Source organism: Streptoverticillium reticulum (genome assembly GCF_047456005.1).
Taxonomy (GTDB): Bacteria; Actinomycetota; Actinomycetes; order Streptomycetales; family Streptomycetaceae; genus Streptomyces; species Streptomyces reticulum.
In genome coordinates this window covers 5,182,648-5,205,189 of the sequence record NZ_CP179755.1, presented here as the reverse complement: position 1 = coordinate 5,205,189, position 22,542 = coordinate 5,182,648, and the positions used below count along the sequence as shown (strand labels likewise).

The 22,542-nt window shown below is 69.3% G+C and carries 22 protein-coding genes and 1 tRNA gene; 7 read left to right on the top strand and 16 right to left on the bottom strand.

What is annotated here, in order from left to right; translation table 11 throughout:
- The first annotated feature begins 100 nt into the window (after nucleotides 1-100).
- Nucleotides 101-184: transfer RNA gene (locus tag ACMATS_RS23760), tRNA-Leu, on the top strand.
- 65 nt (nucleotides 185-249) lie between these two features.
- Here the strand turns inward: ACMATS_RS23760 and rdgB are convergent.
- From rdgB to ACMATS_RS23745, 3 genes are all read right to left on the bottom strand, one after another.
- Entirely contained in the window at nucleotides 250-852 is a 603-nt protein-coding gene (gene rdgB / locus ACMATS_RS23755) for an RdgB/HAM1 family non-canonical purine NTP pyrophosphatase (protein WP_391151216.1), read from the bottom strand.
- Nucleotides 853-873: 21 nt separating this feature from the next.
- Nucleotides 874-1,605 carry a ribonuclease PH gene (gene rph / locus ACMATS_RS23750; protein WP_390782217.1) on the bottom strand — a complete coding sequence of 244 codons (732 nt, stop codon included), beginning with the start codon at nucleotides 1,603-1,605 and terminating at the stop codon, nucleotides 874-876.
- A gap of 81 nt (nucleotides 1,606-1,686) precedes the next feature.
- The gene (locus ACMATS_RS23745; protein WP_336413259.1) at nucleotides 1,687-1,920 is read right to left on the bottom strand and encodes a PTS glucose/sucrose transporter subunit IIB; all 234 of its coding nucleotides are present in this window, start codon (nucleotides 1,918-1,920) and stop codon (nucleotides 1,687-1,689) included.
- 201 nt (nucleotides 1,921-2,121) lie between these two features.
- Between ACMATS_RS23745 and ACMATS_RS23740 the strand changes: the two genes are divergently transcribed.
- On the top strand, nucleotides 2,122-3,444 hold the full coding sequence (locus tag ACMATS_RS23740) for a PTS transporter subunit EIIC (protein ID WP_414168975.1): 1,323 nt from the start codon (nucleotides 2,122-2,124) through the stop codon (nucleotides 3,442-3,444).
- Nucleotides 3,445-3,653: 209 nt separating this feature from the next.
- Nucleotides 3,654-5,072, top strand: coding sequence for a PTS transporter subunit EIIC (locus ACMATS_RS23735; RefSeq protein ID WP_390782215.1), 1,419 nt, complete (start codon nucleotides 3,654-3,656; stop codon nucleotides 5,070-5,072).
- 254 nt (nucleotides 5,073-5,326) lie between these two features.
- On the opposite strand, the gene ACMATS_RS23730 is transcribed toward ACMATS_RS23735, so the two are convergent.
- From ACMATS_RS23730 to clpS, 8 genes are all read right to left on the bottom strand, one after another.
- Entirely contained in the window at nucleotides 5,327-6,079 is a 753-nt protein-coding gene (locus ACMATS_RS23730) for an MBL fold metallo-hydrolase (protein WP_390782245.1), read from the bottom strand.
- A 342-nt stretch (nucleotides 6,080-6,421) separates the two neighbouring features.
- Nucleotides 6,422-6,541: a hypothetical protein gene (locus ACMATS_RS23725; RefSeq protein WP_171086123.1), complete on the bottom strand. Its 120-nt coding sequence runs from the start codon at nucleotides 6,539-6,541 to the stop codon at nucleotides 6,422-6,424.
- A 95-nt stretch (nucleotides 6,542-6,636) separates the two neighbouring features.
- A complete protein-coding gene (locus tag ACMATS_RS23720) occupies nucleotides 6,637-7,587 on the bottom strand; it encodes a PLP-dependent cysteine synthase family protein (protein ID WP_390782214.1) in 951 nt (316 codons plus the stop codon).
- A gap of 10 nt (nucleotides 7,588-7,597) precedes the next feature.
- Nucleotides 7,598-7,879 carry a MoaD/ThiS family protein gene (locus ACMATS_RS23715; protein WP_391151212.1) on the bottom strand — a complete coding sequence of 94 codons (282 nt, stop codon included), beginning with the start codon at nucleotides 7,877-7,879 and terminating at the stop codon, nucleotides 7,598-7,600.
- Nucleotides 7,880-7,992: 113 nt separating this feature from the next.
- Nucleotides 7,993-8,433, bottom strand: a complete 441-nt coding sequence (locus tag ACMATS_RS23710; RefSeq protein WP_390782212.1) for a Mov34/MPN/PAD-1 family protein — start codon at nucleotides 8,431-8,433, stop codon at nucleotides 7,993-7,995.
- A 66-nt stretch (nucleotides 8,434-8,499) separates the two neighbouring features.
- Nucleotides 8,500-9,969, bottom strand: a complete 1,470-nt coding sequence (locus tag ACMATS_RS23705; RefSeq protein ID WP_390782211.1) for an amino acid permease — start codon at nucleotides 9,967-9,969, stop codon at nucleotides 8,500-8,502.
- A gap of 311 nt (nucleotides 9,970-10,280) precedes the next feature.
- Nucleotides 10,281-10,874, bottom strand: a complete 594-nt coding sequence (locus ACMATS_RS23700; RefSeq protein WP_414168974.1) for a DUF2017 domain-containing protein — start codon at nucleotides 10,872-10,874, stop codon at nucleotides 10,281-10,283.
- Nucleotides 10,874-11,185 (bottom strand): ATP-dependent Clp protease adapter ClpS, encoded by a 312-nt coding sequence (clpS, locus tag ACMATS_RS23695; protein ID WP_336413249.1) that lies wholly within the window; start codon nucleotides 11,183-11,185, stop codon nucleotides 10,874-10,876. The genes ACMATS_RS23700 and clpS overlap by 1 nt, the downstream gene beginning before the upstream one ends.
- Before the next feature lie 107 nt (nucleotides 11,186-11,292).
- Between clpS and ACMATS_RS23690 the strand changes: the two genes are divergently transcribed.
- Together ACMATS_RS23690 and ACMATS_RS23685 are read left to right on the top strand one after the other, a co-directional pair.
- Nucleotides 11,293-12,624, top strand: coding sequence for a nicotinate phosphoribosyltransferase (locus tag ACMATS_RS23690; RefSeq protein WP_391151211.1), 1,332 nt, complete (start codon nucleotides 11,293-11,295; stop codon nucleotides 12,622-12,624).
- Nucleotides 12,625-12,787: 163 nt separating this feature from the next.
- Entirely contained in the window at nucleotides 12,788-13,375 is a 588-nt protein-coding gene (locus tag ACMATS_RS23685; RefSeq protein WP_414168973.1) for an isochorismatase family protein, read from the top strand.
- 42 nt (nucleotides 13,376-13,417) lie between these two features.
- Here the strand turns inward: ACMATS_RS23685 and ACMATS_RS23680 are convergent, their stop codons facing one another.
- Complete coding sequence (locus ACMATS_RS23680; protein ID WP_336413246.1) at nucleotides 13,418-13,738, bottom strand: hypothetical protein; 321 nt, start codon at nucleotides 13,736-13,738, stop codon at nucleotides 13,418-13,420.
- Nucleotides 13,739-13,851: 113 nt separating this feature from the next.
- Nucleotides 13,852-16,260, bottom strand: coding sequence for an immune inhibitor A domain-containing protein (locus tag ACMATS_RS23675; RefSeq protein ID WP_414168972.1), 2,409 nt, complete (start codon nucleotides 16,258-16,260; stop codon nucleotides 13,852-13,854).
- 380 nt (nucleotides 16,261-16,640) lie between these two features.
- Here ACMATS_RS23675 and ACMATS_RS23670 point away from each other — a divergent pair, with 380 nt between their 5' ends.
- Nucleotides 16,641-16,910: a hypothetical protein gene (locus ACMATS_RS23670; RefSeq protein WP_390782206.1), complete on the top strand. Its 270-nt coding sequence runs from the start codon at nucleotides 16,641-16,643 to the stop codon at nucleotides 16,908-16,910.
- Here ACMATS_RS23670 and ACMATS_RS23665 read toward each other — a convergent pair.
- Together ACMATS_RS23665 and ACMATS_RS23660 are read right to left on the bottom strand one after the other, a co-directional pair.
- Entirely contained in the window at nucleotides 16,896-17,510 is a 615-nt protein-coding gene (locus tag ACMATS_RS23665; protein ID WP_414168971.1) for an RDD family protein, read from the bottom strand. The genes ACMATS_RS23670 and ACMATS_RS23665 overlap by 15 nt on opposite strands.
- Nucleotides 17,511-17,712: 202 nt before the next feature.
- A complete protein-coding gene (locus tag ACMATS_RS23660; RefSeq protein WP_414168970.1) occupies nucleotides 17,713-19,032 on the bottom strand; it encodes an RDD family protein in 1,320 nt (439 codons plus the stop codon).
- A gap of 43 nt (nucleotides 19,033-19,075) precedes the next feature.
- On the opposite strand from ACMATS_RS23660, the gene ACMATS_RS23655 reads away from it, so the two are divergent.
- Complete coding sequence (locus tag ACMATS_RS23655; RefSeq protein WP_414168969.1) at nucleotides 19,076-20,809, top strand: recombinase family protein; 1,734 nt, start codon at nucleotides 19,076-19,078, stop codon at nucleotides 20,807-20,809.
- A 71-nt stretch (nucleotides 20,810-20,880) separates the two neighbouring features.
- On the opposite strand, the gene ACMATS_RS23650 is transcribed toward ACMATS_RS23655, so the two are convergent.
- Entirely contained in the window at nucleotides 20,881-22,215 is a 1,335-nt protein-coding gene (locus ACMATS_RS23650) for a replication initiator (RefSeq protein ID WP_414170777.1), read from the bottom strand.
- Nucleotides 22,216-22,542 lie beyond the last annotated feature (327 nt).

Genomic DNA, 22,542 nt, shown 5'->3' with positions numbered 1-22,542 from the left:
CGGAGCGGCGTGTCCGAGCAGGATTGCGGTCGTTGCACTCTCCGGTTACGCGGGCGCCATCCCAACTCCCGCGCGGGGCCCAGTACGATGGCCGTGGCACGCGGCCGTGATGGAATTGGCAGTCATGCTGGGTTTAGGTCCCAGTGGGTTCACACCCGTGTGGGTTCGAGTCCCACCGGCCGCACACAACGCAGGAGGGCCGCCCCCGCAGCACAGCGGGGGCGGCCCTCCTCGTTCGGTCCGGCAGCGTCAGCCCAACAACTCCCGCACCACCGGCACCAGCCCCCGGAACGCCTCGCCGCGGTGGCTGATCGCGTTCTTCTCGTCCGGCGTCAACTCGGCGCAGGTGCGCGTCTCCCCCAGCGGCTGGAGGATCGGGTCGTAGCCGAAGCCGCCCGAGCCGGACGGGGTGTGGCGGAGGGTGCCGCGGAGGCGGCCCTCGACGACGCGTTCGGTGCCGTCGGGGAGGGCCAGGGCGGCTGCGCAGGCGAAGTGGGCGCCGCGGTGGTCGTCGGCGATGTCGGCGAGCTGGGCCAGCAGGAGGTCCAGGTTGGCCTTGTCGTCGCCGTGGCGGCCCGCCCAGCGGGCGGAGAAGATGCCGGGGGCGCCGTTCAGGACGTCGACGCAGAGGCCGGAGTCGTCGGCGACGGCCGGGTGGCCGGTGGCCTGGGCCAGGGCGTGGGCCTTGAGGAGGGCGTTCTCGGCGAAGGTGACGCCGGTCTCCTTGACGTCGGGCACCTCGGGATACGCGTCGGCGCCGACGAGTTCGATGTCGAGGCCGGCCCCGGCGAGGATCGCGCGGAGCTCGGTGACCTTGTTCGCGTTGCGGGTGGCCAGGATCAGGCGCTGCACGGTTCTTGCTTCTCCCGGGTCTCAGAGGGTGCGGGCGAGGGCCTCGCGCTGGGCCTTGTCCAGTTCGGCGCAGCCGGTCACGGCCAGGTCGAGGAGGGCGTTGAGCTCCTCGCGCGCGAAGGGCTCGGCCTCGGCGGTGCCCTGGACCTCGACGAAGCGGCCGTCGCCGGTGCAGACGACGTTCATGTCGGTCTCGGCGCGCACGTCCTCCTCGTAGCAGAGGTCGAGGAGCGGGACGCCGTCGACGATGCCGACGCTGACGGCGGAGACGGTGCCGGTCAGCGGGTGGCGGCCGTGCTTGACGAGCTTCTTCTGCTGGGCCCAGGCGACGGCGTCGGCCAGGGCCACGTAGGCGCCGGTGATGGCGGCGGTGCGGGTGCCGCCGTCGGCCTGGAGGACGTCGCAGTCGAGGACGATGGTGTTCTCGCCGAGGGCCTTGTAGTCGATGACGGCGCGCAGCGAGCGGCCGATGAGGCGGGAGATCTCGTGGGTGCGGCCGCCGATCTTGCCGCGGACGGACTCGCGGTCGCCGCGGGTGTTGGTGGAGCGGGGCAGCATCGAGTACTCGGCGGTGACCCATCCTTCGCCGCTGCCCTTGCGCCAGCGGGGGACGCCCTCGGTGACGGAGGCGGTGCAGAACACCTTGGTGTCGCCGAAGGAGACGAGGACGGAGCCCTCGGCGTGCTTGCTCCAACCGCGCTGGATGGTCACGGGGCGGAGCTGGTCGGGGGTGCGGCCGTCGATGCGAGACATGGTGACGAGCCTAGCCGCAACACGAAGGGCCCCGTTCCGGTCCGTTCCGGTGCGGGGCCCTGCGCGGAGGAGCTCAGCGGCTCACATCATGTCTTCGATCTCGGCGGCGACGGGGTCCGCGTCGGTGCCGATGACGACCTGGATGGCGGTGCCCATCTTGACGACACCGTGGGCACCGGCGGCCTTGAGGGCGGCCTCGTCGACGAGGGAGGCGTCGGCGACCTCGGTGCGGAGGCGGGTGATGCAGCCCTCGACCTCTTCGATGTTGTCGATCCCGCCGAGACCGGCGACGATCTTCTCAGCCTTGCTGGCCATGTGCACTCCTGGTTGTCTCGGCCGGACCCTGGCGGTGTCGCCGGTCGGCTTTCACACGGTAACCCACGTTCAGCCCAACTACGCGGGCGTTCGTCCGCCATCTGACGAAAGATGGCCACCACCCGGCAGTGCGTTCCGGGAGGCCGTCGCGCACGTGCCCGCCGAGTGGTCTACACCAGTATGCCAGCCGGGAGGATGCGGATGACCTCGGAAGCAGCGGCGGCCCCCCGGCCGGCCAGGAAGCACCTGCACTCCGTCTTCCAGGGCCTGCAGAAGATGGGCCGGAGCCTGCAACTGCCCATCGCCGTCCTGCCGGCCGCCGGCATCCTCAACCGGCTCGGCCAGCCGGACGTCTTCGGCAAGGACGGCCTGGGCTGGACGGACGTCGCCAAGGTGATGGCGGGCGCGGGCGGGGCGCTGCTGGACTCCTCGCTGGGGCTGCCGCTGCTGTTCGCGGTGGGCGTGGCGATCGGCATGGCGAAGAAGGCGGACGGTTCGACAGCCCTGGCGGCGGTGGCGGGCTTCCTCGTCTACTACGCGGTGCTGCACCAGTTCCCGCAGAATTGCCCGGGCGGTCACCGCTTCACGGGGCTGGGGCTGCTCAGCGGGGTGTGCATCGCCCCGGACGGCACGGCGGGCGCAGCGGCGTACCAGAACCCGGGCGTCTTCGGCGGCATCGTGATGGGCTACATGACGGCCAAGCTCTGGGAGCGCTACCACCGGGTGCGGCTGGTGGACTGGCTGGGCTTCTTCAACGGGCGCCGGCTGGTGCCGATCATCATGGCCTTCGTGGCGATCGCCTTCGCGGCGCTGTGCCTGTGGATCTGGCCGCCGGTGGGGCGCGGCCTGACGAGCTTCAGCAAGTGGCTGGTGGATCTGAGCTCGCTCGGCTCGGGCATCTTCGGCGTGGCCAACCGCGCCCTGCTGGTGATCGGTCTGCACCAGTTCCTGAACGTCTTCGTGTGGTTCCAGTTCGGCGACTACACCAAGCCGGACGGCACGGTGGTGCACGGCGACATCAACCGCTTCCTGGCGGGCGACCCGCACGCGGGCCAGTTCACCTCGGGCTTCTTCCCGATCATGATGTTCGCGCTGCCGGCGGCGGCCCTGGCGATCGCACACTGCGCCAGGCCGGCCCACCGCAAGGCGGTGGGCGGCATGATGCTCTCGGTGGGCCTGACCTCGCTCGTCACGGGCATCACCGAGCCCATCGAGTACTCCTTCCTCTTCATCGCCCCGCTGCTGTACGTGGCGCACGCCCTGCTCACCGGTGTCTCGATGGCGGTCACCTGGGAGCTGGGCGTGCACGACGGCTTCAGCTTCTCGGCGGGCCTGATCGACTACGTGATCAACTGGAGCCTGGCGACCCGGCCTTGGCTGATCATTCCGATCGGCCTGTGCTTCGCGGTCGTCTACTACGCGCTCTTCCGGTTCGCGATCACCCGGTTCGACATCCCGACGCCGGGGCGGGAGCCGGAGGAGGAGGCCGGGGAGAGTTTCGAGGACGCGGCGGTGAAGCCGTAAGTTCAACACCGCGTAAGGATCCTGTAACCCTGCGCCGCCTCCGGACCGATAGGTTCGGGGGCCGCCGTGCATGTGGTCCAGGCCACCTGGAAGCATGGATTCCTTTATGCCCGCTTCACGTGCTACAACAGGTCTAAACCACTGAGTGGTGTAGACCATAAGCGGGCCGTCCCCTTCCCCCGAGCGCCCGCCTCACTTGGAGGAATCCGATGAGCAGGCCCAGGTCGAAGGCGACCAGGAAGCCCTCCGGGCAGCAGAAGAAGCGGCCGGTCCCGGCCCAGAAGAAGTCCGGCGGCGCCGCGCCGGCCCAGCAGGCCGAGACCGCGAAGGCGTCGGCGAGCACCGCGACCGCGGTCGCGGAGAAGCCCGTCGAGAAGGCCGCCAAGGCCGAGAAGAAGTCCGCCCCCGCCAAGAAGCCGTGGTCCGGCGTGCTGCAGGGCCTGCAGAAGATCGGCCGCAGCCTGCAGCTGCCCATCGCCGTGCTGCCCGCCGCCGGCATCCTGCTGCGCCTCGGCCAGAAGGACGTCTTCGGCAAGGACGGCCTCCACTGGGACAAGGTAGCCGACGTCTTCTCCACCGCCGGTGGCGCGATCTTCGACAACCTGCCGATGCTCTTCTGCATCGGTGTCGCGATCGGCTTCGCCAAGAAGGCCGACGGCTCCACCGCGCTGGCCGCCCTCGTCGGCTTCCTCGTCTACAGCAACGTGCTGAAGGCGTTCCCGGTCCACGAGGCCTTCGTGAAGAACGGCGAGTACACGGCCGCCGTCTACAACAACCCCGGTGTCCTCGGCGGCATCATCATGGGTCTGCTCGCCGCCGTGCTGTGGCAGCGCTACCACCGCACCCGACTGGTGGACTGGCTCGGCTTCTTCAACGGCCGCCGCCTGGTGCCGATCATCATGGCCTTCGTCGGCACCCTCGTGGGCGTCTTCTTCGGCCTGGTCTGGGAGCCGATCGGCAACGCCATCAGCGACTTCGGCACGTGGATGACGGGCCTGGGTGCCGTCGGCGCCGGTCTGTTCGGTCTGGTCAACCGCGGTCTGATCCCGATCGGCATGCACCAGTTCGTCAACACCGTCTCCTGGTTCCAGCTCGGTGACTTCACCGACGCCGCGGGCAAGGTCGTCCACGGTGACATCAACCGGTTCTTCGCCGGCGACCCGAGCGCCGGACAGTTCATGTCGGGCTTCTTCCCGATCATGATGTTCGGTCTGCCGGCCGCCGCGCTCGCCATCGCGCACTCCGCCCGCCCCGAGCGCCGCAAGGCCGTCCTGGGCATGATGATCTCGCTCGCGCTGACCTCGTTCGTCACCGGCATCACCGAGCCGATCGAGTTCGCGTTCATGTTCATCGCGCCGCTGCTGTACGCGGTGCACGCGGTGCTGACCGCCGTCTCCATGGCCGTCACCTGGGCGCTGGGCGTGCACGCCGGCTTCACCTTCTCCGCCGGCTTCATCGACTACGCGCTGAACTGGAACCTGGCCACCAAGCCGTGGATGATCATCCCGATCGGTCTGGTCTTCGCGGTGATCTACTACGTGGTGTTCCGCTTCGCGATCACCAAGTTCAACCTCCCCACCCCGGGCCGCGAGCCCGAGGAGGAGATCGAGGACCTCACCAAGGCGTAAGCCCTGTCGGCGACTCAGAAGGGCCCCGGAACCGTTGGCGGTTCCGGGGCCCTTCCCCGTGTCCGGTGGATCTTCGCGCCCCGTCAGGGGCGCGGGGAACTGCGCGACAAGCCACGACGCGCCCGCAGATGACGTGTTGCCCCCGGGGCGGTGCGTCGGCTGCGGGCCGGCTGTGGTTGCTCGCGCCCACGCGGCGGAGCCGCATATGTCAACAGCCCCGCGCCCCTTACGGGGCGCACCCGACGGGGTGCGCCCTACACCTCGTACACCGCCCCCGCCTGCGCCAACTCCGCCGGCCCGTCGTAGACGGACCTGGCGTCGCGCAGGTTCGTCAACGGGTCGGTCCACGGCGGGATGTGGGTGAGGACCAGGCGGCCGACGCCCGCGCGGGCCGCGCACTCGCCGGCCTCCAGGCCGTTGAGGTGGAGGTCGGGGATGTCCTCCTTGCCGTGCGTGAAGGAGGCCTCGCACAGCAGCAGGTCGGCGCCTGCGGAGAGTTCGTCCAGGGCGGCGCAGGGGCCGGTGTCGCCGGAGTAGACCAGGGACGCCCCGTTGTGCTCGACGCGGAAGGCGTAGGCCTCGACGGGGTGGCGGACCAGGGCCGTACGGACCGTCAGGGGGCCCAGGGCGAAGGTGCCGGGGCGCAGGGTGCGGAAGTCGAAGACCTCGCTCATGCAGGCCTCGTCGGGCACGTCGCCGTAGGCCGTGACCAGCCGCTGCTCGGTGCCCTGCGGGCCGTGGACGGGGATCGGCCTGGCGCGGCCGCCGTCGTGGCGGTAGTAGCGGGCGACGAAGTAGCCGCACATGTCGATGCAGTGGTCGGGGTGGAGGTGCGACAGAAGCACGGCGTCGAGGTCGTAGAGACCGGTGTGGCGCTGGAGCTCTCCGAGGGCGCCGTTGCCCATGTCGAGCAGCAGCCGGTAGCCGTCGGCCTCCACGAGGTAGCTCGAACAGGCCGATTCCGTGGACGGGAACGACCCCGAGCATCCGACGACGGTGAGCTTCATGCGGGCCTGAACCTCCGTGGGCCGGTGACGGGGGGCCATGCGGTGCAGTCGAGCCTAGGACGGGAGCGGTGCAACCGCTCCTCGGCGGCGGGGTGGTGTGGCTGGAATCACCAGGACGGCCGTCCGGCACGGCGCCCGGTGCACCGAAGGCCCCGCCCGCGCTACAGGGGGGAGCGCGGGCGGGGCCACGGGAGCGGAGAAGGCTGCGGCTACAGGGGCTTGTGCTGCTCGGCGCGGTCCAGCGTGTCCATGAAGCGCTGGAAGCGCTCGGCCGACTCCTTGCTGCCGGCCGTCACCGTGAACACCTCGGGCGACATGAAGGCCGCGAGGCGTTCACGCGTCTCAGGGGCGAGCGCATCCCACGCTGCCCGGTCCAGCCGTGACTGCGCCGCAGTTTCCGCACTGCCAGTTTCCATTGTTGAGTTGCCTCGTGTCCGAAGATCCACATGCGGGACAGGTCATGTGCGTCTCCTACGTGATGATGTCAGCCGCCTGCCAACATCGGTAGTAGCAGTTCACCCGTGCACAGTTCTGTTTTTTACCGACCGCAGCGGACACTACGCCCAGAGCTGGCCGTGCAGCGCGGCCACCGCCTCCTCGGTCGTCGCCGCCGTGTAGACGCCGGTGGAGAGGTACTTCCAGCCGCCGTCGGCCACGACGAAGACGATGTCCGCCCGTTCCCCGGACCGGACCGCCTTGCGCGCGACGCCGAGGGCGGCGTGCAGCACGGCGCCGGTGGAGATGCCCGCGAAGATGCCTTCCTCGGCGAGGAGTTCGCGGGTGCGGCGCACCGCGTCCTCGGAGCCGACGGAGAAGCGCGTGGTGAGCACGGAGGCGTCGTAGAGCTCGGGGACGAAGCCCTCGTCGAGGTTGCGCAGCCCGTAGACCAGGTCGTCGTAGCGCGGTTCGGCGGCGACGATCTGCACGCCGGGGACGTGCTCGCGCAGGTAGCGGCCGACGCCCATGAGGGTGCCGGTGGTGCCGAGTCCGGCCACGAAGTGGGTGATCTCCGGGAGGTCGGCGAGGATCTCCGGGCCCGTCGTGGCGTAGTGGGCGCCGGCGTTGTCGGGGTTGCCGTACTGGTAGAGCATCACCCAGTCCGGGTGCTGCTCAGCGAGCTCCTTGGCCACGCGCACGGCCGTGTTGGAGCCCCCGGCGGCGGGCGAGGGGATGATCTCCGCGCCCCACATGGCGAGGAGTTGGCGCCGCTCCTCGCTGGTGTTCTCGGGCATCACGCACACCATGCGGTAGCCCTTGAGCTTGGCGGCCATGGCGAGGGAGATGCCGGTGTTGCCGGAGGTGGGTTCGAGGACGGTGCAGCCGGGGGTGAGCCGGCCGGCCTTCTCGGCCTGCTCGATCATGTGCAGCGCGGGCCGGTCCTTGACGGAGCCGGTGGGGTTGCGGTCCTCCAGCTTGGCCCAGATCCGCACGGACGCCGAGGGGGACAGCCGGGGCAGGCCGACGAGCGGGGTGTTGCCGACGGCCGCCAGGGGGCTCTCGTAGCGCATGGGGCGCCGCTCAGACCATTCCGCCGGCGACCGCCGGGAGGATGGTGACGCTGTCGCCGTCGCCGAGCTCGGTGGCGAGGCCGCTGAGGAAGCGGACATCCTCGTCGTTGAGGTAGACGTTGACGAAGCGGCGCAGCGCGCCCTTCTCGTCGACCAGGCGCTCGCGGATGCCCGCGTGCCGACTGTCGAGGTCCTTGAACAGCTCGTCGAGCGTGCCGCCGCTGCCCTCGACGGCCTTGGCGCCGTCGGTGTACGTGCGGAGAATGGTCGGGATACGGACCTCGATGGCCATGGGCTGTGCTCCTGTCGGAGTGCTGGAGTGCTGGGGGTGGGGCACGTGGGGCGATCGTATCGACACCCTGTGCGTCCGCCGGAAGCATGTACCGGCATCCGGACACAACGGTCTTACTGCGTGGTCACATTCCCGTACGCGGCGACGATCTCGACGTCTTCTTCGGTGACTTCGCCGTCCACGATGCGGAACGAGCGGAACTGGAAGGGTCCGGAGCCGTCGGTGTCCGCGGTGGAGACGAGGACGTAGTGCGCGCCGGGCTCGTTGGCGTAGGAGATGTCGGTGCGGGAGGGGTAGGCCTCGGTGGCCGTGTGGGAGTGGTAGATGATCACCGGCTCCTCGTCGCGGTCGTCCATCTCCCGGTAGAGCTTGAGGAGATCGCCCGAGTCGAACTCGTAGAAGGTGGGTGAGCGGGCCGCGTTGAGCATCGGGACGAACCGCTCGGGCCGGCCGCTGCCGGCGGGGCCGGCGACCACGCCGCACGCCTCGTCGGGGTGGTCGGCGCGGGCGTGGGCGACGATCCGGTCGTGGAGGTCCTGGGTGATGGTCAGCATGCGGCCAAGAATAGGCAGGGGGCCCGCCGGTACGGCGGGCCCCCTGCAGGAGCGAGAGGCTGCGGATCAGGCGGCCGCCTCGACCTCCGGGACGGGGGTCGGGTGCGGCTTGCGGGCGAAGGCCTCGGGGTTGCGCTTCTTGAGCACCACGTAGGAGACCCACATGATCGCGGCCCAGACCGGGGCGCAGTACAGCGAGATCCGGGCGTCCTTGTCGATGCCCATCAGCACGAACACCATGCCGATGAAGAGCAGGCCGAAGAGGCTGGTCCACGGGGCGCCCGGGGCCTTGAACTCCGACTGCGGCACCACACCGGCGTCGGCCAGCTTCCGGTAGCGCAGGTGGGACGCGAGGATCATGACCCAGGCCCACAGGCCGGAGATGGTGGCGAAGGAGACGACGTAGTCGAACGCCTGGCCGGGCCACTGGTAGTTGATCCAGACGCCGACCAGCATCAGCGCGGCGGAGATGGTGGTCCCGCGCAGCGGCAGGCCCTTCTTGCTCAGCCGGCCGAAGAACTTCGGGCCCTGGCCGTTGAGCGAGAGGTCCCGCAGCATGCGGCCGGTGGAGTACATGCCGGAGTTGCAGGACGACAGCGCCGCGGTGAGCACCACGAAGTTGACGATGCCGGCACCCGCCGGGAGACCGATCATCTGGAACGCCTCGACGAACGGGCTGACGCCCGGCTTGAAGACGGTCCAGCTGACGACGGACAGGATGATCAGGAGCGCACCGAGGTAGAAGAGGGCGATGCGCCAGGGCACGGTGTTGATGGCCTGGGGCAGGGTCTTCTTCGGGTCCTTGGCCTCGCCGGCGGTGACACCGACCAGCTCGACGGCCATGAACGCGAACATCACCAGGTGCAGGGTCATCAGCGTGCCGCCGATGCCGTGCGGGAAGAATCCGCCGTCGGCCCACAGGTGGCTGACGGAGGCCGTCTTGCCGGCGTTGGAGAAGCCCAGGGTGAGGACGCCGATGCCGATCAGGATCATGCCCATGATGGCGGTGACCTTGACCATGGAGAACCAGAACTCCAGCTCACCGAAGAGCTTCACGGAGATCAGGTTGGCGAAGTAGAGGACGACGGTGAAGCCGAGGGCCGAGACCCATTGCGGAATGGACTTGTCCCAGTACTGGACGTAGGTGGCCGCGGCGGTGACCTCGGTCATGCCGGTGACGACCCAGAAGAGCCAGTACGTCCAGCCCGTCACATAGCCCCAGAAGGGGCCCAGGAATTCGCGGGCGTACTCCGAGAAGGAGCCCGACACGGGGCGGTACATGAGCAGCTCGCCGAGCGCTCGCATGATGAAGAAGATGACCAGGCCGGCAATCGCATAACCCAGGATCAGGCTCGGACCGGCCTTGGATATGGCCTTGCCCGCTCCGAGGAACAATCCCGTGCCGATGGCGCCACCGATGGCGATCATCTGGATCTGCCGGTTGCCCAGTCCCCGCTGGTAACCCTCGGAAGCTTCCGTTCCGCTTCCGTTCTCGTCCCGCACTGCGGTAGGGGACGCGACCTGCTCAGAGGTCATGGTGGTGCGCCTTTCGCTCCATACCGATCCGGTTGCTCCGGATCGGGTTCCGATCCCCCCGGATGGAGTCCTGCGAGTGCCGACGGTCGGTCGGCCAGCGCTCCCGCCGTGACATGGGTGGCGTCACGGAGGCAGGTCGGCAAGATGTATCACGATGTAACAAGGAGATCAGTGGGGCGGGTATGGTGCACGCCACACAAAAAGCAGGACAAAGGTCACAGCCGTCGATAAAAGCCGTGGCGACGGTGATTCGATCGTTATCCGGTTTTGAGCGTTCGCTGAGCGAACAGCGGCGCTGCGGCTCGGCGGACTCAGTGAGTCAGCGATTCAACGAGTGTCTCCTGCAGCCCCCCGAGCCACAGATAGGCCATCACCATCGGCTTGCGCGGATCCTCGTCCGGCAGCTCGAGCAGGGCCTCGCCGTCGTCCTCGTCGGTGACCTCCAGCCGGGTCCCGATCGTCAGGCGGAGATCGTTGAGCGCGCACAGCCACCGCGTGCAGTCCTCCGGCGACAGGCGCAGCACCGCGCCGCGGTCGCCGGCCACAGTCAGCCCGTCGAGGGAGCGCACCATCGCGAGGGCGTCGTCGCGCTTGCGGGCGCGCAGGTCGTTCTCGGTGTAGCGGCGGAACTCGGACGCGTACGCGCGCTCCTGCCGGTCCTGGTCGGTGCCGGGTGTGCCGTAGGCGTCGGGGAAGAGCCGGGCGAGCGCGGGGTCGGACGGCGGCTCGCTCGGGCCCTCGGCGAAGAGCCGGGCCAGCGGGTCGGCGGCGTCCGGGCCCTCGGTCTCCCCCGGCCCGATCAGCTCCAGCAGCTGGACGGCCAGGCTGCGCAGGATGGAGATCTCGACCTCGTCCAGGGCCACGGCGGCCCCGCCGCCGGGCAGCGGCTCGAAGTGCCCCGCCATCAACGGTCCTGCGACAGCGTCGCCCAGAGCCCGTAGCCGTGCATCGCCTGCACGTCGCGCTCCATCTCCTCGCGGCTCCCGCTGGAGACCGCGGCACGGCCCTTGTGGTGGACGTCGAGCATCAGATTGCGGGCCTTGTCCTTGGAGTAGCCGAAGTAGGCCTGGAAGACATACGTCACATAACTCATGAGGTTCACGGGGTCGTTGTGGACCAGGGTCACCCAGGGGACGTCTGGCTCGGTCACCGCGAAGGGGGACTCGCCCGTCTCGGGCCGTTCGATCTCGACCGGTGCAACACTCACGGTTCCCATGCTGCCACTCGCGGGCGGCCGATGCACAAAGGGGTCCCGGTGCGGTGGCCGTGCTTTCGATCACTGAAATCGTCAAAGTGACGAGTATCGGGGGTAGCATCTGAGCCATGAATGCTGCGGACTTGAGGCTGCCGGTGGACGTGCCCTCGACGGCCCTCTTCACCGACCGCTACGAGCTCACCATGGTGCAGGCGGCGCTCCGGGCCGGCACCGCCGACCGGCGCTCGGTCTTCGAGGTCTTCACCCGCCGCCTGCCGCACGGGCGCCGCTACGGCGTCGTCGGGGGCATCGGCCGCGTCCTGGACGCCGTCGAGAACTTCCGCTTCGACCGCGGTGTGCTGGACTTCCTCGCCGCCCAGCAGATCGTCGACGAGCCCACGCTCGCCTGGCTGGCCGACTACCGCTTCCGCGGCGACGTCTGGGGCTACCCCGAGGGCGAGATCTACTTCCCGGGCTCGCCGATCATGCGGGTCGAGGGCACCTTCGCCGAGGCCGTGCTGCTGGAGACGGTGATCCTGTCGATCCTCAACCACGACTCGGCGGTCGCCGCGGCCGCCTCCCGGATGGCCGTGGCCGCCGGGGACCGGCCGCTGATCGAGATGGGCGCCCGGCGCACCCACGAACTGGCCGCCGTCGCCGCCGCGCGCGCCGCCTTCGTGGGCGGCTTCAGCTCCACCTCGGACCTGGCGGCCGGCTTCCGCTACAACATCCCCACCGTCGGCACCAGCGCCCACGCCTTCACCCTGCTGCACGACAACGAGCGGGACGCCTTCACCGCCCAGGTCGCCTCGCTCGGCGGCACGACGACGCTGCTGGTCGACACCTACGACGTCACCGAGGCCGTGAAGATGGCCGTCGAGGTCGCCGGGCCGCAGCTGGGCGCGGTGCGCATCGACTCCGGGGACCTGCTGCTGCTCGCCCACCGGGTGCGCCAGCAGCTCGACGACCTGGGCGCCCAGGACACCAGGATCGTCGTCACCAGCGACCTGGACGAGTACGCCATCGCCTCGCTGGCCGCCGCGCCCGTGGACGCGTACGGGGTGGGCACCCAGCTGGTCACCGGCAGCGGGCACCCCACGTGCTCGATGGTCTACAAGCTGGTCGCCCGCGCGGACTCCTCCGGCGAGGACGCCCCGCTGCGGCCCGTGGCCAAGAAGTCGATGGGCGGCAAGACCTCCATCGGCGGCCGCAAGTGGGCCGCGCGCCGGGTGGACGCGGACGGGGTGGCCGAGGCGGAGGTCGTCGGCACGGGCGAGGTCCCGGCGGAGCTCGCCGACCGGCAGCTGCTGGTGGAGCTGGTCCGCCGGGGCGAGGTCGTCGCCCGGGAGCCGCTGGCCACGGCCCGCGAGCGGCACGTCCGGGCCCGGGCCGGGCTGCCGCTGTCGGCGACGCAGCTCTCCCGCGGCGAGCCGGTGCTGCCGACCGAGTACGTCGGCTAGGGCGCCCTGGGGGGCGGCGGCGCGGGCGCGTGAGCCCCCGTTGTTCCCTTGCGCCGTCCGTTCCCCCTCGCACACCGAAAACCGAGTCACTACCCTCGGTCACATCGAGCTGATCTGTTGTTCGACCGTTCGACCGACGGCCCTCCCCCAAAGGATCTGCACCATGAACCGTGCACTGATCATCGTCGACGTGCAGAACGACTTCTGCGAGGGCGGCAGCCTCGCGGTGGCCGGCGGCTCCGACGTGGCCGCGGCCATAACCGACCACGTGGCCGAGACGGCCGGGATATACGAACACGTCGTCGCGACGCGTGACCACCACGTGGACCCCGGCGAGCACTTCTCGGCACACCCCGACTTCGAGCACTCCTGGCCCGCGCACTGCGTGGCGGGCACGGAGGGCAGCGGGTTCCACCCGAACTTCGCGCCCGTCATCACCTCCGGGGCGATAGACACGGTCTTCGACAAGGGCGCGTACGCAGCGGCGTACAGCGGCTTCGAGGGAACGGACGAGAACGGGGAGCCACTGGAACGGTGGCTGCGCGAGCGCGGGGTGACCGAGGTGGACGTGGTCGGCATCGCCACGGACCACTGCGTACGGGCCACGGCACTGGACGCGGTGCGGTGCGGCTTCGCCACCCATGTCCTGCTGGACCTGACGGCCGGGGTCGCCGCCGAGACGACCCAGCGGGCACTGGAGGAGATGAAGGAAGCGGGCGTGGAACTGAGCGGCAAACCGATCGTGGGGTGACCGGGGCTTCGCCCTCGGCCCCGGGGCGAAGCCCCCGGGACGTCACCCCGTGCGCCGCAGCAACGTGGCGATCGGATGCCACGACTCGGTGTCGTCGTCCGGCGCCGCGCGCCACACGATGCCCTCCGGGTGGTGCAGCACCGCCGTTATCTCGTCCGGCGTCGGCGGCTCCGTGTTGCCCCGCAGGTACACCGCGCGCAGCCCCAGATTGCGCAGGCGCGTCAGGGCGCGGGCGCGGTTGGCCGCGCGGACCAGGACGCGCACGCGCGCGCCCGGCGCCACGCTGCCGCCGGGCGGGCCCGGCAGGGACAGGGCCACGACCACGCTGCTGTCCGGGAGCCTTGCGAAGCCTCCGCCTGCCATCGCCCGCCTCACCTCTCCGCCGGTAAGACCATCACGAGAGCATCATGGGCACGATGGCCGCCGCCCGCCAGAGGGCGAGGCGGCGGCCGGTTACCGAGCGGTCGCTCCGGCGGTTACTTCGCCGACGGGCCCACCTGGAGGAGCATCCAGGAGCCGCTCGGCGCCTGCGCCTGGATCCGGATGCGGGTGTTGGTGTCGGTCAGGCGCACCCCGCCCGTGGGGTTCGCCGGGTCGTAGTAGGTGTTCCTGTGGTCGTCGAAGACCGGAACGCCCGGCTTGGCCTTGACCTTGGCGGCCACGCCGTTGGAGTGCACCGTGTAGCCCGCGGCCGGGAACCAGCTGAACGTGGAGTCGTAGGCCTGGAAGCGGTTGCGCATCAGCGAACCGTCCGCCCACTTCTCGGCCTTGGGGTGGGCGTCGACCGGCAGGATGCGGCCGGAGCCGGGGTGGACGCCGACGTTGTTGTCCGTCTGCGAGGTGTCCCACAGCCAGACCAGCAGGCCGTTCTGGTACGGGTAGTGCTCCACCCAGCCCGGCTTGCCGTCCTTCCAGCCGAAGTTGTACGGGCCGGTCTTCAGGGTCCGGTCGTAGGAGACGTACTGGCGGTTCTCGGCGATGTAGTACTGCGGGTACTCCTTGGTGAAGGAGGCGCCGATGCGCGAGAAGCCCTTGGCGGTCCAGCCGTTGTCGTCGCCCTCGGCGTTGTCCGAGAAGACGGTCCGGCCGTCCGCGGTGAGCGCGATCGCGTCCGCCGTGAAACCCTTGCCGGAGGTGCCGCCGTCGGTGGCGTAGCGGAACCGGAGGTCGACCTTCTTGCCCGCGTACGCGTCGAGCGGGAAGGCCAGCTTCCGGTACGCGCCCGAAGTCCCCGTCAGAGCGGGCCGGTTGCCGCCATCACGAGTGATCCCCTTGCCGTCCGCGGTGCCGTCGAGCGGCGTCCAGCTCGCACCGCCGTCCGTGGAGACCTCGGTGTAGAGGAAGTCGTAGTTCTCCTCGATGTCCCACCAGCCGGAGAGGTCCAGCGAGGCCTTGGACGCGCCGGTGAGGTCCACGGTCCGGGTCAGGGTGTTCTTCAGGCCGTCGCCCTGGCCCGACCACCACTGCCTGGTGCCCTCGGCCGGCGCGACCACGCCGGTGGTGACCTTCTTGGCGGGCAGGTCGACCAGCAGCGCCTGCTTGTCCTTGGTGTTGTACTCGGCCACGCCCAGCTTGTGCGTCGACTTCGTCGCGGCCTTGGCCTTGTCGTAGTTGAGCCAGCCGAGCTGGAGCTTGTCCCAGGCGCTCATGTCACCGGGCAGGTCGCCGATGGTGTCCTTGCCGTTGCCGAGCCAGGAGCCCGAGGACATCAACGACCAGTAGGCGACGGAGGACTCACCGGTTCCGGTGGTGTCGTACTCGTCGGGCAGGCCCAGGTCGTGACCGTACTCGTGGGCGAAGACGCCGAGTCCGCCGTTCTCCGGCTGCATCGTGTAGTCGCCGACCCAGAAGCCGGTGTCGCCGATCTCGGTGCCGCCCGCCTTGTTGAAGGACGGGCCGGTCTTGCCGGCGTCGGAGCCGTAGGCGTACCAACGGTGCGCCCAGATGGCGTCCTTGCCCTGCGCGCCGCCGCCCGCGGACTCGTCCTCGCCGGCGTGGACGATCTGGAAGTGGTCGATGTAGCCGTCGGGCTCGTTGAAGTTGCCGTTGTGGTTGTAGTCGTTGCGGTCCCACTGGTCGTACTGGGCCAGGGTGGCCTTGATGTCGGCGTCGCTGCGGCCGGCGGCCTTCTGGTCCGCCACCCACTGGTTCACCGCGTCGCGCACGAGGTCCCAGGCGTTGGAGCAGTTGGTGCTGCCGCAGTAGTTGGAGCCGTAGCGGGCCTCGTTCCAGGGGACGCGCACCCAGTCGCTGACGACGCCGTCGACCGAGTAGCGGCCCGAGGACTGCTTCTCGTAGTACTTGGCCAGGGACTCCTTGTTCTTGTCGTGCGAGAAGTAGAGATCCTGGTAATGCCGGCGGTCGAAGTCCTTCTGCCAGGCCGTGCTGTTGTCCTTCGCACGGTCCGGCTTCGGTATCCGATTGTGCGCGGGGCCGGGCGTGCCGCCGTACTTCTTGACGGGCGGCTTGGGGCCGTCGGGCCCGTCCGGGTCGTACGTCGTGGTGTCGTCGACCTTGTCGCCGAAGTCGACGAGGATGGTGAAGATCTTGTCGGTCTTCTGCCGGGCGAGCTCGACGTACTTGCCCTTGCCGAGCTGGACGACCGTGGACGGGCCGCGCTTCTCGGCCTTGGCGTCGCCGGAGATCGTCTGCTCCAGCGCGGACTTGCGCTGGTCGGCCTGCTTCTTCGAGTAGGGGCCCTTGAGGTCGTGCTCCGCGCCGCGCTGGACCTGCGCGGGGTCGTGGCGCTCGACGGCGACGGGCGAGGGCGAGTCGGTCGGGCTCGCGGCCCAGGCCGTCCCCGTGGTCAGGGTGGCCGCGCCGAGTGCAGCGGTCACCGTGGCCACGGCGGCGGCTCTGAAGCCCCTCCGTTGGCTGCTGTTCACTTGTGAGTGTCCTCCCCAGTAAGAACTGTGGAGGTATTTGACCGAAGTCACGCAAGAAAAGACAGATCTTGACTGAGGCGGTCAACCCCAGTACGTTATGCGGACTTTAAGTTTCGAATAAAGGATGGGGCAAGACTTTCCCCTCTTCCTCGACGTCCCCCTCGACGTCCCCCTCGGCGTCCCCTCGGCCGCACAACGGGCGCGCACCGACACCTCATTGATGCCCCCAATGCATCCACACGCCCCCCGCGCCCTGCCACCGTGGGTTAGGTCACGCTTACTGCTGGTTCCCCTCGGGCAGTCAGGACCGTAGAGTCGGATTGCTGTCCCCTGTTCGCCGACTCGTCGTCCCTGTCGATGTCTTGAGGACGGATACCGCCATGCCGCGTCCGACTCCTGCACAGATCGCTTACGGCTCGGCCACCGTGGTCTGCTCGACCCTCGTCATGCTGCTGCTGTCCCAGGCACGCTCGGGGTTCGGTGCCGCGGTCATCGCCCTGACGGCCCTGGCCCTCGGGCTCCTCGCCGCCTTCGCCGTCGCGGCACCACCACGCCGCCGGCATACGCGGACCGCCGTCCGGATCCCCGGACAGCGGACGCCCACGCGCACTGCGGCCGCCCCCACGGTCCGCCAGTCACTGCACGGTTGACACCACGACGGTCTTCGCCGCCTTGTCGTGGATGCACTGGTGGTACGGCTGGTCCCACGTGCACCACAGCACGTTGACCAGCCAGAACACAAAGCCACAACAGGGCACGACCTCCGGCAGGTTGTAGACCGCCGCACGCGTCCAGCCGACGCTGCCCGCCGGGACGGCACCGTTCTCCAGCACCGCGACGCGGATCTTCATCGCCATCTTGCCGACCGTCTGCCCACGCGTGGTCAGCATCAGGCCCTCGTACACGAAGTAGACGACGGAGATGAGGATGCCCAGCCCGGTGGACTTGGCGTTGTCCCGCCAGGGGTCCCAGCCCCAGGTCGCCGCGGAGAAGATCGCGCTGACCGGGATGCTGACGATCAGGCCGTCGATGATGCGCGCGATCAGCCGCCTGAACCGGCTCGCCAGCGGCGGCATTCCGGCCAGAGGGTCGGCTGCGCCGTACTCGTTGCCGTAGGGGCTGCCGGGGCCGCCGGGGCCGCCGTAGGGCGGCACGCTGCCCGACCCCGGGTACGGCGGCTCCCCCGAGCCGGGCGGCTCGGACGGCCTCTTCTGGAACGGGTCGTCTTCCCGCGGCTGATCGGTGCTCATGGCCCGAGTAGAACCCGGGCTGCCGGCTTCCGCATCCGCCGCGCGCCGTTCGGGTCGGCGGTACTGCGGCTGCGGGCCGTCCGTGGTTGATCGCGCAGTTCCCCGCGCCCCTTACGGGGCGCGCCGACGAGCCGACCGTGCCCCGAAGGGGCGCGGGGAACTGCGCGACCAGCCCCCACCGGCCCGCAGATGACACAGGGGCTCAGCCCTTCGCCGAGGCCACGAACGTGTGCGCCGCCTTGTCGTGCCAGCACTGGCGCCACGGGCGGTCGAACACGCACCACAGGACGTTCAGCACGCCGATGCCGAGCACGCCCAGAACGGCGTTGACCAGCCAGCGCCGCAGCGCCGTGCCGAACGAGGCCTTGTCGTGCGACTCGATGTCCAGCACCCGCACCCCGCACAGCTTCTTGCCCAGCGTGCGCCCCCACAGGGCGGTCGGCAGCGCCTCGTAGAGCACGCCGCCGACGAGCAGGACCGCCAGCACGATGCCGAGGTACGTGCCGGTCGTGCCGTCGAGCAGCCACACCGTCACCGTCTGGCCGGACTGCCGGGCGCGCTCCACCTTGGCGTCGATGTGCTCGACGGACTTCTCCCACAACGGCGCCGCGACGGCGCCCACGGCCGAACCGAGCACGGCCCAGTCGATCAGCCGTGCGCCCAGGCGGCGGCCGAGCGGGGCGGGCCGGCCCTGCTGCTGCGCGGCCATCGCGGCGAAGATGTCGTCCGCCGGCGGCGGCTTCCACGGCCCCGGCTCCCCCGCGGCGAGCTGGTGCACCTGATGTGCCCAGCCGACCGGGGCCGTGGGCGGGACGGACTGCTGCTGCTCCCGGACCGGCACCGCGGCCGAGGAGGGGCGGAGCACGGGCGGCGGGCTCTCCTGACGCCGGGCGGGGACGGCGGCGGGCGCCTGGGCCGGCACGACGGGCGGCTCCTGGGTGCGCTGGTCCGGCCGGGCCTGCGGGGCGGCCGCGATCTGCGGGGTCGCGGGCAGCGGTTCGGGCCCGCCCGGGAGCGGCGCGGGCGGGCCGCCGGGGGCGGCGCCGTGCGGCTTGGGACGCAGCCCGAGCGAGGCCTCGGACTCCGCCGGTTCCGCGGGCAGCCGGGGGTCGCGGGCGCGGGGGACCTCCGGGACGGCGCCGGGCGTGCCGCCCCAGGAGACGCGGCGGTCCGCATCGCCGCCGAAGCCTTCCTGCCGGGCCGCGTCCGCGCGCCAGGCGATGCCCCCGGCGTCCTCGGCCGGCTCCGGCTCCTCGTCCAGGAACACCGGACCCGTCTCCTCCGCCGTCGGCTGCCGCGGCGTGGGCGGGACGGGCGCGGCGAGCGCGGGTGCCTGTGCCGCGGCCATCCCGGCCACCCCGGCGGGCGCCGCCGGCATCGGCTCCCCCTCGGAGGGCGCGGGCCGGCTGGTGCCGGGCACCCAGGCGGTACCGCTCCAGTAACGGATATATCCGGGAATGGAGGGGTCGGGGTAGTACCCTCTGCAGGGTACATTCCCAGTCTTGCCGGGAGGGTGGACCATGCCCCCAACTCCGTTCCTCAACAACACACTTGACTTGTCGGCCATGTCCGGCATCGATGATCCCCTGATCGCTCAGCTACGCAAGCAGGGACGCACCACGACGCTTGACTTAAGCACGGGGTACGCGTCGTACGTACCGCAGCGTCCAGGCGGGTACCTCCGCCTGTCCATGGAGGACATTAACGAAGAGAGGAGGACCAGGAAGAAGGAGACCAACCGAAAGACTGCCTTCGAGCGACAGACCGAGGACATTGAAGCCAAGCGCAAGGCGCTGGGCTGGGGCAAGTTCGCAAAGTTGTACGAGGACCCCGCAACCAGCGCTTACAAGAAGCGGAAAGTCACCCGTCCGGACGGCAGCGTCGATTGGGTTGTCCTCCGCCCCGCGTTCCAGAGGATGCTCAAAGATCTTCTCAGCGGGTTCATCGATGGAGTGATCTTCTACGACCTGGACCGACTGGTCAGGCAGCCCCGGGACTTGGAGGACCTGGCGAACGTCGTCCAAGAGACCAAGCGGCCGGCCGTGGGAGCAACGAGCGAACTCAACCTCGTCCGGGAAGCTGACTGCAACATGGCGCGCATCATGTGCGTGATGCTCCTCAAGCAGTCTCAGGACACATCGCGGCGCGTAGCGCGCGACACCCTAGGAGCCGCAGAGGTGGGGATCCCCATCGGACGCCTCGGGTACGGCTGGGTGAGGAAAGGCGAGGAAGTTGGCCGCATCGTCGAAGACGAGGCGGAGGTAGTCCGAAGGATCTTCAGGGAGTTCACTGAAGACAGCAAGTCCTTCAACGGGATCACAGCAGACTTGAACGCCGACAAGATCCCGTCACCCGGCGGTAAGCACTGGGATGTTCCATCCGTCAAAACGATCCTTGTGAACCCACGCTACGCCGGAATGGTCCTCTACGAAGGAAGCCACCGCATAGAGGCATCGAAGCAACACGACGGCTTGTCAAAGCTTCTCACCGACGAGAAGGGCAACCCCATGATGGGCTCATGGGACGCCATCGTCACTCCGCAGGAATGGTTCAGAGCGCAGACGGCCATGAAGCAGCGTCGCGAGAGCGGTGAGGTCGACACGACCAACTACGGCGGCATCGGTCGCGGAAAGTACTTGCTCACCGGCATCGTGCGGTGTTCCAAATGCAAGACGCCTTTGGAGTCGTACTTCAACTCGAAGCGGGGCTATCACACCTACAGGTGCCCTTCGCGAGGGAGAGGCACCGCATGCGGGTCCACGTCGAGGAAGATGGCTCCGTTGGACGACCTGGTCGACCTGCTCATGAAGGGGTTCATTGAAAAGGAACTCTCCAAGACGAGCGATCCGGGGGACGCAGAGCAGCAGATCACTGAACGCAGGACCGCTCTGGAGGCAGAGGAACAAGAACAAGTACAAGAGAAGGCCCGGCTCGAAAGCAAGTGGGAGAGCGGAAAGCTTGCAGACCTTGGTTGGTCGCGCGATGACTACGACGAGCACATCGGACGGATCTCCAAAAAACTTCGCGAGATCAACGACAATCTTTCCGCTCTCGGGCCCGTTCGTGTGCATCAACCAGCTGCGGAAGTGGCAGAGCAGTGGAACAAGGGCGGTATCCCGGAGAAACGAGCCCTCTTGAAGCGCTACATGGAAGGAATCCAGCTCCTTCCCTCGCCTAGAGGACGAGGCGCCTTCGACGCGGACACGGTCATCCCTCTGTGGCGCCACCGCAAGAACTCCGCGATTGTTCCCGGCCAAACCGAAGCAGCCGAGACCGAAGGTAGCTCCGCTCCTCAATAGTCAGCTGGGGAGCACGTGCGAGATGGCGATCGAGCCAAGCCCGGACGGACGGATCGTCCGGGCTCACGCCGCTACTCGTCTCCGGCATGAGCCCGCCCCCACGCCACACGAGTCAGCGAATCACGTGCAATTTCCCGGTTTAGGATCGCGTCTTGGGTGATTCCCGCAGCGATGAGAGCGGCGCCGGGGGTGTGGCCGGAGCCGAGGTAGCGCCAGTTGGCTTCTGTGATCGTTCCGGCAATGTTCTCGGGGCTTGCGCTACTTGCGTGTTGAGTGCGTTCGGTTTGTAGTGCTTCGTAAGTGGTGGAGTACACCCGGGATTTGGTGAGGATGTGGCCGCGGTAGCCGAGGGTGTGCGCCCAGGCGTGGAGTCGGAGTGGCGCGAGTTCGGGTAGGCCGCCGAGTCGCCAGCAGGTGTGCATGAGAGTGCGTACGTGGCTGGTGACAGGGGCGCGGTCGATGTCGTCTTGGCTGGTGACGGGGTAGTCGGTACCGCCGGCTGAGCCGGAGCCTGCTCCCTTGGTGACGTACTTGGCGACGTACGCGGCTATCGCGTCGTCCGTGAGACCTCCGGGGCCGGGGTTGGTGCGGATAGGGCGGGCGTCGAGCTGAATGCCCCAGCGGAGAGCGACTTCCCCCGTAGCCGGGGTGTACGAGGTGCTGACGAAGACCTGGCGTCGGGCTGCGTGGACGGCGTCGACGAGTGCTTGTGCGGTGCCCCAGAGCGGGGGCGGGTCGTTCGGTCCGGCGGGGCCGTCGAGGCGGATGACGGCGTGGACGTGGACGGCGGCTCGTTGCTGGTATTCGGCGACCTTGGCGAAGGACAGCCGTGCGTGCTGGGGGAAGTGGGACTGCTTGAATCCAGCCGCAGTGGCGAGGTGACGCCGGATGTTGCGGACGAAACGGGACCACAGTTCTCCGGCGTGGGCGTGCCACAGGACGTGGGCGGTGTAGTCGTAGCAACCGGGGCAGATCGGTTGTCCGGCCAGCGGCTCGTCCGGTGCGTGGAAGGCGGTGCAGCTGCGGGGGCGGTCGTGGTCGCATGTGCCGCTGTTGCGGCGGGGGTGGCAGCGTCGGCCGTCGGTGGTGGTGCGGTGGACGGGCCCGAAGGACGGGGCGGTGAGGGTGACGAAGAGCCGGGGATGGGTGCGGACCGAGACGGGGATGGTTTTGCCGCCGGTCAGGCCGGCTCGGACGAGGTGGAAGGTGTCTCCGGCGTGGAGGCGGGAGCAGGAGGGGCAGACGGTTTCGCGCCGGTTGCGGCAGCGCAGGAGAAGTCGTTCGCCGGGTTCGTTGTGGGTGCTGTAGTGGCGCAGGATCTCGCCGGTTGCCACGTCGTAGGCGGTGGTGTGGCCGCTGAGGTGGACCGGTCGGGCGCAGCCGCCGGTGGCAGTGACCTGCTCGATCCAGCGGGAAAACTTCGAGTCGTTGGCGAGTCGGATGATGTCCTGGTCGATCTGGGGCAGTTGGCGCAGGCGCGCCGCGCGGTCGAGGACGGCGCGCCTGTCGTCCGACGTGATGTCGGGGCGGATGGTGGGGACCTCCCTTGGTAGGCCGCAGTGGCGGCACGGTGGTTGGGTGGTGGGCCGGTGTCGTCCATGGCGATCACTCCTGGTTCTCGGGTTGGTTGGTCAGCGGATGGTGCCGTTGCCGCGGCAGCAGCGGCAGCGGTGCCAGCGACCGTGACGGGTTTTGCGGGTGCGGCGTTCGCCCTTGCAGACGGGGCAGCGCAC